Below are 18,417 nucleotides of genomic sequence, written 5' to 3'. Positions count from 1 at the left end.
TTGACACTCTCACTTGGGCGGCTGGCAGTTTGAGCGCCTGCGTGGCGTTCCCAGCTTGGCACCCTGCAGATATCATCAGTTGGTTAGGACTTGGTTCCGTAGGGATTAGTTTCCCGTTCCCAGACATCTTCAAATACTTTTTATCGGAAATATTGTTGCTGTGGCACGAACCGTTTCAATTGGGCGATCGGATAATTGTCGAAGGCTTTGAAGGTACGGTTGAAAAGATTTTGCTGCGTTCAACTCAAGTTATTAGCGATCGGGGAGAGCGAGTTATCGTGCCGAAGGCGATCGTATTTGCCAATTCAGTGCGGGTAAGCTAATCCGCATTTAAATTGCATAGTCAAATAAATCTTTACTTGTGTGGGGAGTAGGGGTTGGGCAGGAGATCGCGCCCTCAATATACAATTTAAATGCACAACAGCTTAGGAATGAGAATTAAATAACTTCCACAAGTTTGTGGGACGGGCGGGACGCCCATCCCACAATAACAATTAAAATTATAAGTTATTTAATTCGCGCTCCTTATTTATTTTTCATTCCTAAAATTCCTCAACCGGTACTGGTGATTTTGTACTCGAACAATTTACCGTGAGTGAGTTTTTAATTTTGAGTTGGGAGAGGGAGAGAGTGGGAGGGTGGGAAAAATCCTCTTGCTTCACGCTTGACTTCTTCCCTCAACCCCCATCCGTTAAATCCGTTAAATCTCGTAGACTTCGCGTTCTTGAAATTCACCCTGACATCAAATCCGCGCTTGGAAAGTCGGGCGTAAAATCGAGTCAACATCCAACACTCAACCATCATTCAGTTTTGCGACCCCGAGTCAACAGTCAACAATTCCCGATGAGTGCAACCAGAATTGATATGACTTCTGCCTTCTGACTTTTCCAATCAAGCAAAAGGCGAGCCGATTTCTCATTAGCGCGCCTCCTAATTGAATTTTATTTTGTAACACGTAAAAGAGGAGATTGTTCCGGTTGACAAAATCATGAAGTCGTCTTGCTAGCGCGACGGCGGCGGGCTGCAACCAAACCACCCAAACCGAGAGCCAAACCAGTCATTGTCATGGGTTCGGGAACTGCTTCTGCGCTGACTGTGAAGTCTTGGAAGTCTGCGTCATTGCCGTTACCGCCATCGTCGAAGGAGATTAGTGTGCCTCCATTGAACAGAGAACCTATTCCGTTTGTGAATTTTCCGGCAGATCCGAAGCTGTTCGTTTCTTCTGTGTTGAGTGCGTCCCACAGTTGCGATTGCGCGCCAAACACTGCTTGCTGGTTGCGCGTATTCAAGGCTGAGGTCGAGTAGACAGTGCCAGCCCAGCCGCTGTTGAGTCCCAAAGTATAAATTTGATTGGCCAGGAATGTGAATACTGTCGAGCCAGAACCCAAGACTGTATTGCCCAGAGTTCCTTTCCATTCGTTACTCGAGCCGTTGTCTGAGGATTTAGTTTCCGAAAACAGGGTGCTAACTAGAGTGGCCGCCGAGTTGTTCACACTGTAGATGCCCAAAGAGGAAGTATACCCACCGTGAGATTCTTTGAAGTTAAACTTGACGCTGGTATCTTGGCTGAATGTGATGCCGTTGGTGCCAAAGGAGAAGGCTTGAGCTGGAGCTCCGGCGCCAAACAGAGCTGTGGCGGCGGCGGTAGCTGTTAGGGCGGATAAGAGTTTGGTATTCATAAACCTGTTCCTTTTGTGCGATCGTCTTAATAATTTCATTATGCGATACTTTGTTTGTATTTGGCGCACTTTAGGTAAAGTTTGACATATTCTTTATCAAGGCTTTACATATCCTTCATAAATTCTCTCTATCACATCTGCGGGCGGGGGATCGATCCCTAATAATACCCACTAAATAATTATAAATATTGTGGTCTGAAACCTTGCAGTCGCGGGCAGGGGAGCGCGGATGAACTTAAGTGATTTGGATCGGGCTTATGGCTACTTTTTTTTATAGTCTCAAGTCTAAATCCTCAATAGCAAACACTTAAGTATAAATACGGTAATATTCGTGGGTACTGACAGTTCCAGAAGTTTTCTATTAACCCTAAACTGGGAATATTTGTTTTTTGGGGCTTATGTATGGGAGTTAAAGTAGTTTATCTATCAGGTAAATTACGTACAAAATGCGATCGTGTGGTCTACGTATTTTGGTTGAATTAAATAGAACCCCTGGTGTGAGATATCCCCAAGATGGGATCGAGAAGATGCAATTTCCGCAGATTGAAGCGGTAAAAGACCGGATTGCCCCTCAACAAAGATTGTATAGAGAAGCTGTGGCCCCGTCTTTGCTCCCGATCGCCCGCATCAAAACAGACCGCTGTAGCGTTCCTCTGCCCAAGGTTCGCCCCGCCGATGGTAGCCGTTGCGTTCCCAAAAACCGAGTTCTTCGGTTTCTGTAAACTCCAGGCCGTTAATCCATTTGGCGCTTTTCCAAGCGTACAAGTGGGGAACTACGAGCCGCATTGGGCCGCCGTGGTCTGCGGATAGAGGTTCGCCGAAGACGGTGTGGGCGAAAAAGTTTTCTTCTCTCAGGAAGTCGGCGATCGCAATGTTAGTCGTGTAGCCGCCGTAGCAGTGTTCCAGGACGTGCATAGCTTTCGGATCGACTTCTATGCAGTTCATAAAATCGGTGACTTTGACTCCCGTCCACTGCACGTCGAGTTTTGACCACCGGGTGACGCAGTGAAAATCCGCAGTAAAGTTACTTTGGGGCATGGCCTGGAAGTCCGACCAACTGAAGGTTTGTGGTTTTGCCAATCCCCAGACTTTAAATTCCCAACTCTCAATGCTGACGGAGGGTGTATCGCCGTAGGTCAGCACAGGAAAGCCGTTGGCGAGGTATTGACCCGGGGGGACGCGATCGATGTTTTCTGATTCTGGCTTGCGAAAAAATTTGCCCAGCATGGATTCACGCTCTACAGTAACTGACTGCAATCCTGAGTATAACTTGCATAGAGGGGCGCATCGCAATTCTTCTCAAGGTAGAAAGCTTTCTGGACTTCTCTAGAAAGAAAAATCCCTAAATCCTGCCTGATGCCAACCTACTTCTGCCTTCTGAGAGAGACCAAGCTAAAAATTATAAAATTTATCACCCCAGCGGATGAATTTCCTAACCTTAAATTTTACCGTAATTAATGGCGCATTTCCGAATCTTTGATGTATTGTTACAATATGCTCAGATGCCATATGTAAAAAAATTGATGGGGTAAAAATCATGATCGCAAGTTGCTTAATTCCGTTGACGATCTGCTTGATTGCTTGGTGGGTGACAGCCGGGACTGACAACAGAACGCTAGACGGAATTCCGGCTCCCATAGCTGCAATTATTGGAATTTGTTCGTTAATTTGGTTGGTGGCGGCGTGTCCTTGGCCTGTTGAACTTGCTCTAGTATTGGCGGTACTGGTTTTGGGCAAAGCTTATTTGCAAAAAATCTTGAAAGTCGGCTGAAATTTTAGGGCTAGCGCTCCTAGGGTTTGCGGGAGCGCGACGATCGAGTGCTGCTACCTTGTTAAAATTTTTTGCAATGTGTCTGGCTAAGTTCTCAAAGGGGGTCGCAAAGGCGGAAAAAACCCTAGAATTGGTGAAATTCAATTTACATATTTTAGTTAAAAATTAGAACATAAAGATGGACAGGAAAACCCGGTTTATCTAAAATAAACCGGGTTTGTGAGGGTCTGAAATTGTCACACATCCAGCAATAATTGCTTAGGAGTGAGACACTCGGAACACAAGACACTGGGTTTCTGAGTCGAGGACTGTTGCTGTATGTGGGTAAAATGTCGATCTGTTAAATTGGCAAGCGATTAATATCTTTGTTAGAACCAATTACTACCATCACCTCGCCTTTTCTCAAGCGTTCGCTTGGCTGCGGATTGATCTCGAACTTGTCGCCACGACCGACTGCTAGCAAATTCAAACCATACCTGCGCCGGAGTTCCAATTCGGAGATGGTTTTGCCATCAAACTTTTCAGGAACTAGCAACTCAACGATGCTGTGAGCTGGGTCGAGGTCAAAGCGTTCTAAAATGCTGGGTTTTGTAAGGAGGCGGGCCAAAGAGCAGCCCATTTCTCGTTCGGGAAAAACTACATGATCTGCGCCGACTTTTTTCAACAGTTTTAAGTGAGTTTCCGAAGAAGCTTTGGCTATTACGTGAGCTACCCCGCCTTCCTTAAGATTTAAGGTTGTGGTAATGCTTTCTCCTAGATAATTGCCGATCGCAACAATTACTGTTTCAAATTCAAATATACCGGCTTCCGCAAGAGCGCTAGGCTCAGTAGAATCTAACTGCAAAACGTGAGCCGCAATGCGATCGTTCAAAGCTTGAGTTACTTTTTTTTCATCGGTGTCAATTCCCAGGACTTCGTAACCCAAACCGTGCAGAGTAGAACACACAGCTTTGCCGAAGCGTCCCAAACCAATAACGGCAAACTGCTTGTTGTCGGCGCGCAAAGTGCGAAAAAAATTTAAAGATGACAGGTTCACTGAATATCCAGCGCTGAGCGTCTTGCTGTTTAAATGTTAGCAGAGACAGCGCCGCCTCCTTTTGATTTTTGGGTAAGTAGTAAAAGTTGATTTGGGTTGTCACCCATTGTTTAGATTATCAGCAACGAGGCAGGATTTTTTATCCCACTAACAAACTTTCCTCAGCATACTTAAAAGACCTGGGTTTTGGATCGCCGAAGGCAGCACTCATCAGCAGCAACACGCCAACCCGACCTATGTACATTGTAGCAATCAAAACCAGCTTACCGATCGCTGAAATCTTGGCTGTAATCCCTGTGGAAAGACCGACCGTGGCAAAAGCTGAAACTGCTTCATACAGCGCTGCGATAAATTCTACTTCGGGATTGGTCAACTCAATTAAGATTGCAGATGTGAACGCGACCAACATGGAACCGAAGACTACACTAATAGTTTTTAGAATCATTGCTGGCGGGATTTGACGCTGATAGCACTCCACATCTTCCTGGCCTTCGAGAACTGCTGTGGTACAGCAAAACAATATTCTAAAAGTTGTGGTTTTGATTCCGCCGCCGGTGCTGCCAGGACTGGCGCCGATAAACATCAGCGCGATAGTCAGAAATAGCGAGGCTTCGCTCATTTTGCCAATGTCAATTGTATTGAATCCCGCCGTGCGGGGAGTAAGAGATTGAAACCAAGCTGCCATCACTTTTTGAGGAAAATTTAGAGAGCCGAAAGTGTCAGGGTTGTCGTATTCCAGCACCAAAAAGGCTAGCATTCCTAAAATCAAAAGGACAGCCGTTGTAGTGGTAACAACTTTGAAGTTCAGGGAAAAAACTGTGCAGATAGGGCTTTTCTTCAAGCGATCGCGCAGCCACAGGTACATTTCCATAATTACTTCATAGCCGATTCCGCCAAATATGATTAAACCACCGACAGTGAAGTTAACCATAGGCGAATTGATGTAGCCGATCAAATTATCTGAATAGATGCTAAAACCCGCGTTGTTAAACGAATTAACGCTGTGAAATATAGCAGACCACACACCCTCTTTAAATCCGTATTGGGGGACGAAAACCGTCATCAGCAAAAACACTCCTGTTAATTCAAACAAAAGTGTTGTTGCTAGAATTGACTGCACCAGTTGTACTACGCCGGCTAGCCCGGATTTGTCGAGAGATTGTTGCAGGGCAATTTTGTCTTTCAAGCCAAAGCGGCGGCCCAATAACAGCAGCAAGAAAGTCGTGGCTGTCATGTAGCCCAAGCCTCCTATCTGCACCAGTAAAACTAGGCACAGTTGCCCCCAAAAAGAGTAATATTTTCCGACATCCACAACCGACAAGCCCGTGACGCAGACAGCGGAAGTAGAGGTAAACAGTGCTGTTATTGGATCGCTCCAAGTTCCATCAATTGTGGAAAAGGGCATCATCAGCAATAGAGTACCTGCGAGGATGACAGCGAGAAAGCCCAAAGCAATGGTTCGCGAGACAGTCATTCGATTTTAGATTTTAGATTTTAGATTTTAGATTTGGGATTTGAGATTTGAGATTTTGGATTTGGGATTTGAGAGGGAACCCACAAATATATCGTCGGGCTTGAAATCAGGACATCTCTATCTGGCGAAGGCCGGAGACCGATCGAACTCAATCGCCAATTTCTATGACAACAGCGGGAAAATAACGGTAGAATTCCTTTAATAACTTGCGATCCGGCGATGACATCAACACTTTACCAGCAAATTCAGCAACTTTACGACGCTTCTAGCGGTTTGTGGGAGCAGGTGTGGGGCGAACATATGCACCACGGTTACTACGGCCCGGATGGCAATTTGAAAAAAGAGCGCCGACAGGCTCAGATAGATTTGATAGAAGAACTGCTGGCTTGGGCTGGAGTCCCGTCAGAGAAGGCACTGGGTGAATCTTACCGCATTCTCGATGTCGGTTGCGGGATCGGCGGCAGCACGCTGTATTTGACGGAAAAGTTTAGTTCGTTAGCGCAGCCCTCGAAGAGGATCGCTCAAAATAATTTAAAGTTGGATGGCGGGGTCGATCGAGATTTTAGCCGATCGCCCGAACTCAACAAAACGGGCGCTAGCGTTACAGCTACCGGGATTACTCTGAGTCCGGTACAGGCCAACAGAGCGACCGAACGCGCTAAAATTGCTGGGCTTGAAAGCAATGTGAATTTTTTGGTGGCCGATGCTTTGAATATGCCTTTTCCTGATGAGTCATTCGACTTGGTTTGGTCGCTCGAAAGTGGCGAACATATGCCAGACAAAATTAAGTTTTTGCAGGAATGCTGCCGCGTACTCAAGCCGGGAGGAACTTTGATATTGGCAACTTGGTGTCACCGCCCGCTGGGAGAAACGGCGGGTGAATTAACTGATGAAGAGAGAAAGCAATTGGCAGAAATTTACCGGGTTTATGCTTTGCCTTATGTGATTTCTTTGCCGGAATATGAGGAAATTGTCCGCAGTTTGCCTTTGACAAGTATTCGCACGGCTGATTGGTCAAAATCTGTTGCTCCTTTTTGGGATGTGGTGATCGATTCTGCTTTGACTCCGAGCGCGATTTGGGGTTTGCTAACTAGCGGTTGGACGACTATTCAAGCAGCACTTGCTCTCGGATTGATGAGCCGTGGATATCAGAGCGGGTTGATTCGTTTTGGCATGATTTGTGCTGTAAAATAACAGGCATATATCAGAGAATTTTTGAGTTTTGAGTTAATGAGTAAGGTGCGTATTACGCACCCTACAGAATATTATTTTTTTGGCGTGGGTGTGAGATTTATGGGCAATGATTCGATTGGCAAGTCTTGGATTGATAAGAATGGCTCGGCTCCGCAAAGCTGGGTGAGCGCATTTTGGGAGTTTTCTCGGCCGCACACAATTGTGGGTACTAGCTTGAGTGTATTGGCTTTGTACGCGATCGCCCAAAGTTCGCGGCTATTTGTTAATCCTGTACTTTTGCCCCTAGCTTTTGCCTGGTTGGCTTGCATTTGCGGCAATATTTATATTGTGGGATTGAACCAGTTAGAAGATGTTGAAATTGATAAAATTAATAAGCCGTATTTGCCGATCGCGTCGGGAGCGTTTTCTAGGAAAACCGGGGAATTAATTGTAATTGCAACGGGAATTATAGCAATTTTGACTGCTGTTTTACAAGGCCCGTTTTTGCTGGCTACTGTTGGTGTTAGTTTGGCGATCGGGACTGCTTATTCTCTGCCGCCAATTCGGCTGAAGCGGTTTCCTTTGTGGGCGGCGCTGTGCATTTTTACGGTGCGGGGCGCGATCGTAAATTTAGGGTTATTTTTGCACTTTAATTGGGTGTTGGGTTTGGGAGGGGCGAAAAGCGCTTTTTCTGGCTGGAGTTTGGAGAGTGTGTCTTTTGAGATTCCTGCGGAAGTTTGGGTGCTGACGGTTTTTGTTGTGGTGTTTACGTTTGCGATCGCCATTTTTAAAGATATCCCCGACATGGAAGGGGACAAGCAATATAATATTACTACGTTTACGATTGAGCTGGGCAAGCCGGCTGTCTTTAATTTATCTCGCTGGGTGTTGACGGTTTGTTATTTGGGCGCGACTTTTGCGGGAGCGATCGTATTGTCTAATGTTAATTTAGTGTTTCTGGCAGTTTCTCATTTGGCGGCTTTGGGTTTGATGTGGTTTTGGAGCGCGAAAGTTGATTTGGACGATAAAATAGAAATTGCGGCATTTTATCAGTTTATCTGGAAGTTGTTTTTCTTAGAATATCTGATTTTCCCCGCAGCTTGTTTGTTGGGGTAGAAGTTCGGCAACTGATTGTGTAACGGATGTAACGGATGTAACGGATGTAACGGATGTCACTCCGATGGAAGGGGGAAGAAGCAAGAAGGAAGTCGGAAGTTCGGCAACGGATTATGTAACGGATGTAAAGGATAGAAGGAAGAAGGAAGAAGGAAGAAGGAAGAAGGAAGAAGGAAGAAGGAAGAAGGAAGGAAGAGTTAACACATTAGAAGAAGTTGGCAATTACCAGTTAGCGAACTCCCAAACAACTAAGACAACTATGGCTTCTCAAAAAAAATTGCGGAAATCTGCCTGTACACTGGGTGCCGAAGACTCTTTGAAATTAGCTTGGGAACATCACCAAGCGGGACGTTTGTTAGAAGCTGAGAATTTGTATCGGCAAATAATAGAAGTGCAGCCGGAATCAGCAAACGTGCTGTGTTTGTTGGGAATAGCGGCGAGACAGCAGGGAAAGATTGCAGAGGCGATCGACTTTTACGAAAAGGCGATCGCCCAAAACCGCGATTTTGTAGAAGCACATTTAAATAAGGCTAATCTTTTGCTCGATGTAGGCGAGTATCAAAGGGCGATCGCCAGTTACGAACAAGTCATCAAAATCCAGCCCAACTCCGCACTCGCCTACAATAATTTGGGCTGGTCAAAACAGCAATTAGGCGAAATAGATGCAGCTATTTTATATTACCAAGCAGCGCTGCGAATTGACCCCAATCTGCACGAAACAGCGCACAATTTAGGACATATATTTAAACAGAAGAATTACTTAAATGAGGCAATTGCCTGTTACCAGCACGCTTTAAAAATCAATCCAAATTTGACATATTCCCTGATGGGTTTGGGAACAGTTTGGCAGCAGCAAGGTAAATTAGCAGAAGCTCTCAACTGCTACCAGCAAGCGGTAAAACTAGACCCCAACAATCCCGAAGCTCACAACAATGTAGGAGCATTTTTTCACGAACAAGGCAATGCAAAAGCAGCAATATCCCACTACCGACAAGCCCTAAATTTAAAGCCAGATTTCGTGGAGGCTATTAATAATCTCGGACACGCTTTGGTCGATTTAGGAGAATTTCAAGAAGCTTTTTCTTGTCACAGTCGAGCCTTGGAATTGCAGCCAGAAAACGCGATCGCCCACCTGGAATTCGCCTTAACTTTGCTATTGTTCGGAGATTTTCAGCGCGGTTTTGCTGAATATGAGTGGCGGTGGCGCACTCCGCAACTACAACCGAGGCAATTTAAACAGCCGGTTTGGGATGGTTCGGATTTGCAGGGAAAAACTATTTTACTCCACGTCGAGCAAGGCTTTGGCGATTCTATTCAGTTTATTCGCTACGCGCCGATTCTTCGCAGCCGAGGGGCTAAAGTTATGGTGGCTTGCTATCCAGAACTGATGCGGTTGTTTGCGACAGTTGCCGGCATTGAATATTTATCAGTTCGTTTGGAAGGTTTACCAGAATTTGATGTTCACGCGCCGCTGATGAGTTTGCCGCGAATTGTGGGGACAACTCTGGAAACAATACCAGCAAATGTTCCTTATTTATATCCGCCTGCTGAGTGCAAATTTGCGCTTTCTTCTGATGCCAAGTTGAAGGTAGGGATTGTTTGGGCGGGAAGTCCGAAGCGCCGGAAAGACAATCAGCGTTCTTGCAGCTTGAGCGATTTTATTCGATTTTTGGATGTTCCGGGAATTGCTTTTTATAGTTTACAAAAAAACTTGTCCGAGAGCGATCGCACTTTGTTACACCAACACTTAGTGCCGGATTTAACTCCGCATTTGAACGACTTTGCTGATACCGCTTCGGCTATATCTCAACTGGATTTAGTCATTAGTGTCGATACGGCTGTGGCGCACTTAGCTGGTGCTTTAGGAAAACCGGTTTGGGTGCTGCTTTCTTTTGCTCCTGACTGGCGTTGGCTGCTGGATCGCGAAGACAATCCTTGGTATCCAACTGCGAGGCTTTTTCGCCAAAGTCAGCCGGAAAGTTGGCAAGAATTGTTTGAGGAAGTACAGGCGGCTTTGAGTTTATTTGCGATCGCCAATACTGCTAGTTATTCCGAGGAGTCTGCCAAAGATTCGCTTGACTTCGTTTCACTCGCAATGACGGCTAATCATAAGCCTGACCTCGATTATGTAGCTGTCAAAATGACAGGTGCAAGCGTAGTTCAAGAGAGTAAACAAATATTTGCGATTGCGAGCGAAGGGTTAGCAGAAGGCTCTGCAGCTAAGCAATCGCAGGGGATTGAGACATCGATTGCGATCGGAAACAGCGGGGAGAATTTGGTTGTTTTAGAGGATTTATTGCGGCAAGCAGAGCATTTAATGGAAACAGGCGATCGGGAAGAGGCGATCGCCCTTTACGAACAGATTATATCTCTTGAGCCAAATTGCGTTCAAGCGCGGATTAATTTTGGTTTTCTCAAGCAAGAAAAGGGCGAATTAGAAGCCGCTATCCCGCACTACCGAGAAGCTTTAGCCATCGCTCCAAATATTCCTCAAACAGCTTACAACTTGGCCAAGATTTTTGAGGAACAAGGTCAAGCGGAAGAGGCGATCGCACATTACGAGCAAGCTCTTGTAGCTCAACCGGATTTCGTACCTGCACTGATTAATTTAGCCGTGGCGCTGCAAGAAAAAGGCGAACTTTTCAGGGCGATCGAGCTGTACCGGCGAGCGCTGGAAATTAATCCGCATAGCTGGGAAGCTTACAACAATCTGGCAACAGTGTTGCAAGAACAGGGCAATTTAGAAGATGCGCTGGAGTATTATCACAAAGCTCTAGAATTGCTGCCGGATTTTGTGGAAGCTATCAACAATTTAGGCAGGACATTTCTGGAAAAAGGCGCGGTAGAAGATGCGATATCCTGCTACAGACGAGCGATTCATTTAAGTCCAAATCACGCTAGCGCTCACCTGAATTTATCCTTGGCTTTGCTGTTGGTAGGAGATTTGGAAAATGGTCTGGCTGAATACGAGTGGCGCTGGCAAATTAAAGAATTTCACACTGGTCATTCCTGTTTTTTGACGGGGCCGGATAATACTGTTTCGGCGAGAGAATACCGGCCGCTATGGGACGGTTCTGATTTGGTGGGAAAGACTATTTTGCTGCACGCAGAACAAGGTTTAGGCGATTCGCTTCAGTTTATTCGCTACGCTGCGATCGTCAAAAATAAAGGCGGTAGGGTCATTGTGGGCTGTTACCCGCAATTGCACCGTTTATTTGCAACGGTTGACGGCATTGATTTGCTAATAGTTAAAGGCGATCCACTGCCGGAATTTGACGTGCAAGCGCCGATGTTGAGTTTGCCCTATATTATCGGTACAAAGCTGGAAACAATACCGGCAAATACTGGTTATTTATCTCCGCCTGCGGGAGCTGAATTTACGCTTCTGCCCGATCGCACTTTGAAAGTTGGCATTGTCTGGGCGGGGAATCCAAAACACCGCAAAAACAAGCAGCGTTCGTGCAATTTAAGCCAGTTTCTGCCGCTTTTGGACGTTTCGGGGGTAAGTTTTTACAGCTTGCAGAAAGAGGTTTCCGAGGCCGATCGCGCGCTGTTGAATCAAAGGTCGATCGTAGATTTGAGCCCGCATTTTGGCGATTTGGCCGATACTGCTGCTGCGATCGCCAAACTGGATTTAGTCATTAGCGTCGATACCGCTGTCGCCCATTTGGCGGGGGCTTTGGGCAAACCAGTGTGGATTTTGCTGGCGTTTTCGCCGGATTGGCGGTGGCTGTTGCAGCGCGAAGATAGTCCTTGGTATCCGACGGCGCGGCTGTTTCGCCAGCATCAGCGGGGCGACTGGGAGGACGTTTTCGATCGGGTGGCGGAAGCTCTAGGCGCGGTTGCTGCTGCATTTGTCCCGTCGGATGGGGCGGATGCAGAGTTTCGGTTGGGCGTGGATTTGCAGCAGCAAGCCGATTGGGGCGGTGCGATCTCTTGTTACGAGCGAGCGATCGCGATCGATCCTAATTACGCAGCCGCGCACAGCAATTTAGGCGTTGTTAAACAGCATACCGGCCAGCTAACAGAGGCGATCGCGCACTACCGACAAGCCCTCTTCATCGACGGTAATTTGGCGGAAACTGCGAGCAATTTGGGCAGCGCGCTCGCGGAAGCAGGGGAGACTGAAGAGGCGATCGCAGAATATCAGCGGGCGCTTTCTTTGAACCCGAATTGCGCGGAAGCGCTGATTAATTTGGGCCTGTTGCGGGAAGAGCAAGGGGATGTGGCGGAGGCTATAAGCTGCTACGAGCAAGCGATTCAAGTCAATCCTAATTGCGCGGCGGCTTATTTGAATTTGGGAATTGCTTTGGAGGCACAAGGGGAGGATGCGATCGCGAATTACGAACGGGCGATCGCGAATTACGAACAGGCGATCGCGCTCGCTCCCAATGATGTGGAGGCTTTGCAGCATTTAGCATACGCCTCGATCCGACAGGGCAAAATTTCCGATGCGATCGCATACTACGATCGAGCTCTGGCGCTGCAACCGGATTGGGCAGAAACTGATCTCGCTTATCTGAGTTCACTGTCTAGCCCAGATAAGTTGGATGAGGATTTAGCTGTTTGCCAGCAAGCGATTCAGGCATCGCCAGCCAGTGCACAGGCTCACGGCAATCTGGGAATTGTCCTGCACAAACAGGGCAAAATTGAAGATGCGATCGCCTGCTACCAGCAAGCTTTGAGGCTGAAACCCGACTTTCCACAAGCTTTGAACAATCTCGGCAAAGCTTTTGAGGAAGCGGGAAATATGGCAGAGGCGATCGATTGTTACCGTCGGGCGATCGTACTCAAACCCGGTTATATCAATCCCCTCACCAGTTTGGGAAGTGCTTTGCACGATCGCGGACAATTTGCGGATGCTCTCACCTACTACAGCCAAGCAGTTAAATTTAATGTCGCTAGCCCCGAATCTCACCTAAATTTAGGTTTAGCTTTGCTGCTGGCGGGAGATTTTCAGCGTGGTTTTTGCGAGTACGAATGGCGACTCCTAGTTAAAGAAAAACAGTTCCGGCGCCACAACTTTATTCAGCCGGTTTGGGATGGTAAAAATTTGGAGGGAAAAACTATTTTGCTTTGCCCGGAACAGGGTTTAGGCGATGCAATTCAGTTTATCCGCTATGCAGATTTAGTCAAACAAAAAGGCGGTAGGGTAATTGTTTGGTGTTTGCCGCACTTGCAGCGCTTGTTTGCAGAAGTTTCTGGAATCGATGCGTTAATAGTTAATCCAGAGGATGCGCCGGATTTTCAAGTGCGCGCGCAGCTCATGAGTTTGCCTCATCTTCTGGGAACAACTTTAGAAACTATACCCGCCAAAGTTCCTTATTTAGCTCCGCCGCCCGGTTGGGAATTTACTCTCAATCCAACTACTAATTTGAAAGTGGGAATTGTATGGTCAGGAAATCCTAAAAATTCCCAAAATAAGGTGCGATCGTTACCGCTAAAATTGTTGACAAAACTGTTAGATATTCCGGGAGCAGATTTTTACAGCTTGCAACAGGAAATGACAGCAGACGATCGCGCTTTGTTAGAGCAAATAGCCGTAACAGATTTAAGCTCTTATTTGCACGAATTGGCGGATACTGCGGCGGCAATCTCGGCTCTGGATTTAGTGATTTCTGTAGATACTTGTGTGGCACACTTGGCTGGTGCTTTGGGCAAACCCGTGTGGATTTTGCTGTGTTTTGTGCCGGATTGGCGGTGGATGTTGCAACGCGAAGATAGTCCTTGGTATCCCACGGCGCGGCTGTTTCGCCAGTCTACAGCGGGAGATTGGGAAGGAGTTTTAGAACAAGCTGCTTTGGCGCTGAGAGAAAGAATTGTCCAGCATAAACCAGCTATACCGCCCAGAGAAAGTCTAACCAATATTGAATTATATCAAAGACAGTTTAATCAGGGAAATATTCTCAAGGCGCAAGGAAGATTTGCCGAGGCGATCGCTTATTTTAAAAATGCTTTGGTTTTGCAGCCAAATTCGATAGAGACCGCCACGAATTTGGCAGTGACGCTGCACCAAACAGGCGATTTAGCCGAAGCTGCCACCTATTATCAGCGCGCGAGCGAAATTGACCCTAACTGCGCTCAATCTCACAATAACTTGGGTATTTTGCTGCAAGATCAAGGCAATATAATGGCTGCTATATCTTGCTTTCAAAAGGCGATCGCCCTGAATCCGGTTTACGTCAAAGCTCTCAACAATCTCGGCGCGATACTCCAGCAGCAGGGCGAGTTGCCAAGTGCGATCGCGTGTTTTCATCAAGCACTTTCTGTCAATTCCAATTACGTGCCGGCGCTGGTAAATTTGGGTGCGGCGATGCAAACACAATCTCAGCTAGACGAGGCTCAACGGCTTTACGAGCGGGCAATTGAAGCAGAACCTAACAATCCTGCAGGACACTATCACCTGGGAACGTTACGCTTGGGGGCGGGAAAAATAGAACAGGCAATTTCTAGCTTGGAACGAGCCATATCTTTGAACCCTAATTATCTAGAAGCTCTTACTAATTTAGGCAGTGCTGTTGAACAATTAGGAGACGTAAATCGAGCAATTTTGTGTTACAGTAAAGCTCTCGAACTTGATGCAAATTGTGTTAAAAGTCACTTCAATTTAAGCTTAGTTTTGCTGTTAACTGGGGACTTGCCGCGCGGTTTAGCAGAATACGAGTGGCGGTGGCAAACAGAACAGGCGAAAAAATTGCCACGGTTGAATTTTAATCGACCAGTTTGGGATGGTTCAGATTTGAATGGGCAAACTATTTTGCTCCGATCCGAACAAGGTTTGGGCGATGCTATTCAATTTGTGCGATACGCAGCCATTGTGCAGCGAAAAGGCGGCAAAGTAATCCTTTCTTGCTATCAAGAACTGAAGCGTTTATTTAAGCAGATTCCTGGCATCGAACAAGTGGCGGTTCGGATGGATGAATTGCCCGATTTCCAAGTGCAAGCACCGCTGATGAGTTTGCCTCATATTCTGGGAACAAATTTAGAAAATATACCCGCAAATGTTCCTTATTTAGCTGCGCCGCCGCATTGGCAATTTTCTCTAAATTCCGATGGCAATTTCAAAGTTGGGATTGCGTGGGCGGGAAGTTCGGAACATTTGAAGGATTTTCAGCGATCGAGCGATTTAAGCTATTTCCTGCAATTGTTAGATGTTCCCGGTGTAAGTTTTTACAGTCTTCAGAAAGACTTATCGCCTGAAAATCGTACTTTGTTAACTCAAATTCCCGTGATAGATTTGAGCGACAATTTGAACGATTTTGCCGATACTGCGGCGGTGATATCGCAACTAGATTTAGTAATTTGCGTGGATACTGCGATCGCGCACTTAGCCGGTGCTTTGGGTAAACCCGTATGGATTTTGCTGTGTTTTATGCCGGATTGGCGGTGGATGTTGGAACGCGAAGATAGCCCTTGGTATCCGACAGCGCGGCTGTTTCGGCAGCAAACACCGGGCGATTGGGAGGAAGTATTCGATCGCGTAAAAACAGCCTTGCTAGAGAGCATAAAAACAGCCTTGCTAGAGAGGGCGGGCACGGGGGCACCGCCCCTACAATCTACTCGTTTCCAGGCTGTGCCTGGTAACGGAGATACCGAAGCTTCGCCTCGATTTGCCTTATCGCCGCCACAGGTACAATTTTACATAGCAAAGGCCTTAGAAAAACAAGGTAAAAAAGCAGAGGCAGCCGCTCGTTATGAACAAGTAATTGCCGCCTCACCCAGCCACGCAGAAGCCCACAGTTGTTTAGGTTATCTCAAACAGGAAAACGGGCAAATAATCGAGGCAATTTCGCATTACAAACAAGCGCTAGAAACCGATCCCAATCTGAGCGAAACAAACTTATATTTGGGTTCCGCCCTCGAAGAACAAGGAAAAGTCGCAGAGGCGATCGACTTCTACAATAAAGCAATTCAACTACGTCCCAACTCGCCAAATTGGCGCTTGAGACTAGCCTTAGCTTTGCTCTTAACTGGAAATTTTGAGCGTGGTTTTGCGGAGTACGAATCGCGCTGGCAAACTCAACAATTGGATTCGCGCTCTTTTGAGAAACCGCTTTGGGACGGCTCTAATTTGCAGGGAAAAACAATTTTATTGCACCCTGAACAAGGTTTTGGTGATACGATACAATTTATCCGCTACGCAGCTTTAGTTAAGCAAAAAGGCGGCAAAGTTATTGTGGCTTGTCATGTCTTGCTGAAGCGTTTATTTGAAGGAATTGCCGGAGTCGATCGAATTGGAGTCAAGCCGAGCGATTTGATTGATTTTCAAGTGCAAGCCCCGCTGCTAAGTTTGCCCAGAATTCTGGGAACTACTTGGGAAAATATACCGGCGAATATTCCTTATTTAGCACCGCCACAGGATTTTAAATTTTATTTAAAGCCGAACAATAAACTCAAAGTAGGTATCGTGTGGGCGGGCGGCCCGCTGCACCGCAACAACCATCGGCGATCGTGTAAATTGAGCGATTTTGTGAAGTTTGTAGATGTTCCTGGAGTGAATTTTTACAGTCTTCAGAAAGATTTGTCAGGGGGCGATATTACTTTATTAAAGCAACACAAAATTGAAGATTTGAGCGAAAATTGCGTCGATTTTGCCGACACAGCAGCAATTATTTCGCAACTCGATTTAGTAATTTGTGTAGATACTTCTGTCGCGCATTTGGCTGGTGCTTTGGGCAAACCAGTCTGGATTTTGCTGTCTTTTGTGCCCGATTGGCGCTGGATGCTGGAACGCGAAGATAGCCCTTGGTATCCCACTGTGCGTCTGTTTAGGCAACAAAAAGCCGGTGATTGGGATGGAGTGTGCGATCGTATAAAAGCAGCCTTGCTAGAGAGGGCGGGCACGGGGGCACCGCCCCTACAATCTACTCGTTACCAAGCTCTGCCTGGTAACGCATATTCAGAGGCTCCGCCTCGGCTTCAACCCCCAGAAACTCCCCCACAAATTACCGGAATGGGCGTCAGTTGGCCGATCAGCATCACCAGCGGCTGGGGAATTTACGCCCTGAATTTAACACTACAACTGCGGCAAAATCCTGCCTGGGAAGTTGCACTTTTAACACCGCCATCAATCACCTCAGAATCGATGAATCCGCTGCATAAATCGCTGTTGTTACCTGTCATTGAAAAGCACAAAAGTTTTCAGGAATTAGTAGCAACCAATTCCGACAAACAAATCAGTTGTAATTTTCCCGTACTTTACGCTTTAGGGAATAATTTAGCATCCTCTGGAGTTGACAATCAAATTACCAGCGATTGTCAAATAGGAGTCATATTTTTTGAAGACACGCGAATCACAGCAGAAGCACTAGAAACAGCCAAAAAATATAGCGTGATTGTCGCCGGTTCCAACTGGAATGCCGATGTTTTGAGAAGCCACGGCTTGACTAATGTGGCGATGGTACATCAAGGAATTGACCCAACAATTTTCCATCCTGCACCCAAATCTAATCTATTTGGCGATCGCTTCGTCATTTTCTCCGGCGGCAAACTGGAATATCGCAAAGGTCAAGATATTGTAATTGCCGCTTTCAAACGATTTCGCGCCAAACATCCAGAGGCTTTGTTACTAACAACATGGCACAACTTCTGGCCTCAGTATATGTTAGGAATCGAACAAACCGGAAACGTTGCGGGACTTCCCAATATCAACCGCGACGGAAGTTTAGGAATTTCTCAATGGTTAGTGGCTAACGGTTTGCCAGTTGACTCTTTTATCGACATAGGCTTAATTCCCAATCACCTCACCGGACAAATTTTGCGAGAAGCCGACTGCGCTGTTTTCACCAACCGCTGTGAAGGCGGTACTAATTTAGTCGCGATGGAAAGTATGGCCTGCGGAATTCCGACTATTTTATCAGCAAATACTGGTCATTTAGACTTGATTTACAGCCACATTTGCTATCCTTTATGGAGTCAAGGACGAGTTAAACTAACTCCTCCTTTTTCCGGTGTAGAAGGTTGGGGAGAGTCTGATGTGGCAGAAGTTGTCGAGGCTTTGGAGCAAGTTTATACTAATCGGGAACAAGCTAAAAGTCGCGGTTTAGCAGCGGCTAATTTCATGCTGGATTGGACTTGGGAAAAACAGGTTAAGCGTTTTTTGGATGTTATATCAAATTCGATTTAACAATCATCTTTTTACGGCGAATAGAATTCGATCCTCCACAAA

Annotated in this window: 9 protein-coding genes; 5 read left to right on the top strand and 4 right to left on the bottom strand. The window is 46.5% G+C overall.

Annotated features, from left to right (window positions below):
* Positions 1 to 29 precede the first annotated feature (29 nt).
* On the top strand, positions 30 to 323 hold the full coding sequence (locus QUA88_RS04885) for a mechanosensitive ion channel domain-containing protein (RefSeq protein ID WP_333053187.1): 294 nt from the start codon (positions 30 to 32) through the stop codon (positions 321 to 323).
* 663 nt (positions 324 to 986) lie between these two features.
* On the opposite strand, the gene QUA88_RS04880 is transcribed toward QUA88_RS04885, so the two are convergent.
* The gene (locus tag QUA88_RS04880) at positions 987 to 1,679 is read right to left on the bottom strand and encodes a PEP-CTERM sorting domain-containing protein (protein ID WP_333232161.1); all 693 of its coding nucleotides are present in this window, start codon (positions 1,677 to 1,679) and stop codon (positions 987 to 989) included.
* 627 nt (positions 1,680 to 2,306) lie between these two features.
* Complete coding sequence (locus QUA88_RS04875) at positions 2,307 to 2,906, bottom strand: sulfite oxidase-like oxidoreductase (protein ID WP_333053320.1); 600 nt, start codon at positions 2,904 to 2,906, stop codon at positions 2,307 to 2,309.
* A 310-nt stretch (positions 2,907 to 3,216) separates the two neighbouring features.
* On the opposite strand from QUA88_RS04875, the gene QUA88_RS04870 reads away from it, so the two are divergent.
* Complete coding sequence (locus QUA88_RS04870) at positions 3,217 to 3,450, top strand: hypothetical protein (RefSeq protein WP_333053190.1); 234 nt, start codon at positions 3,217 to 3,219, stop codon at positions 3,448 to 3,450.
* A 340-nt stretch (positions 3,451 to 3,790) separates the two neighbouring features.
* Here the strand turns inward: QUA88_RS04870 and QUA88_RS04865 are convergent, their stop codons facing one another.
* Both QUA88_RS04865 and QUA88_RS04860 read right to left on the bottom strand, forming a co-directional pair.
* A complete protein-coding gene (locus QUA88_RS04865) occupies positions 3,791 to 4,486 on the bottom strand; it encodes a TrkA family potassium uptake protein (protein ID WP_333053191.1) in 696 nt (231 codons plus the stop codon).
* Between the two features lie 139 nt (positions 4,487 to 4,625).
* Positions 4,626 to 5,960: a TrkH family potassium uptake protein gene (locus QUA88_RS04860; RefSeq protein WP_333053193.1), complete on the bottom strand. Its 1,335-nt coding sequence runs from the start codon at positions 5,958 to 5,960 to the stop codon at positions 4,626 to 4,628.
* Between the two features lie 219 nt (positions 5,961 to 6,179).
* Here QUA88_RS04860 and QUA88_RS04855 point away from each other — a divergent pair, with 219 nt between their 5' ends.
* The 3 genes from QUA88_RS04855 (at position 6,180) to QUA88_RS04845 (ending at position 18,375) form a co-directional block, all read left to right on the top strand.
* Positions 6,180 to 7,154: a methyltransferase domain-containing protein gene (locus QUA88_RS04855; RefSeq protein ID WP_333208298.1), complete on the top strand. Its 975-nt coding sequence runs from the start codon at positions 6,180 to 6,182 to the stop codon at positions 7,152 to 7,154.
* A 36-nt stretch (positions 7,155 to 7,190) separates the two neighbouring features.
* Positions 7,191 to 8,249 (top strand): homogentisate phytyltransferase, encoded by a 1,059-nt coding sequence (locus tag QUA88_RS04850; RefSeq protein WP_333208299.1) that lies wholly within the window; start codon positions 7,191 to 7,193, stop codon positions 8,247 to 8,249.
* A gap of 64 nt (positions 8,250 to 8,313) precedes the next feature.
* Entirely contained in the window at positions 8,314 to 18,375 is a 10,062-nt protein-coding gene (locus QUA88_RS04845) for a tetratricopeptide repeat protein (protein ID WP_333270527.1), read from the top strand.
* Positions 18,376 to 18,417: the final 42 nt, after the last annotated feature.

Source organism: Microcoleus sp. D3_18_C2 (genome assembly GCF_036702395.1).
In the GTDB taxonomy this organism is placed as follows: domain Bacteria; phylum Cyanobacteriota; class Cyanobacteriia; order Cyanobacteriales; family Microcoleaceae; genus Microcoleus.
The sequence above is the reverse complement of the archived record's forward strand: the minus strand, read 5'-3'. Positions and strand labels throughout refer to the sequence as shown.

Coding starts and splice junctions, on each gene's coding strand:
- QUA88_RS04880 (WP_333232161.1), bottom strand. CDS start 1,679: ATGAATACCAAACTCTTATCCGCCCTAACAGCTACCGCCGCCGCCACA.
- QUA88_RS04875 (WP_333053320.1), bottom strand. CDS start 2,906: ATGCTGGGCAAATTTTTTCGCAAGCCAGAATCAGAAAACATCGATCGC.
- QUA88_RS04870 (WP_333053190.1), top strand. CDS start 3,217: ATGATCGCAAGTTGCTTAATTCCGTTGACGATCTGCTTGATTGCTTGG.
- QUA88_RS04860 (WP_333053193.1), bottom strand. CDS start 5,960: ATGACTGTCTCGCGAACCATTGCTTTGGGCTTTCTCGCTGTCATCCTC.
- QUA88_RS04855 (WP_333208298.1), top strand. CDS start 6,180: ATGACATCAACACTTTACCAGCAAATTCAGCAACTTTACGACGCTTCT.
- QUA88_RS04850 (WP_333208299.1), top strand. CDS start 7,191: ATGAGTAAGGTGCGTATTACGCACCCTACAGAATATTATTTTTTTGGC.
- QUA88_RS04845 (WP_333270527.1), top strand. CDS start 8,314: ATGGAAGGGGGAAGAAGCAAGAAGGAAGTCGGAAGTTCGGCAACGGAT.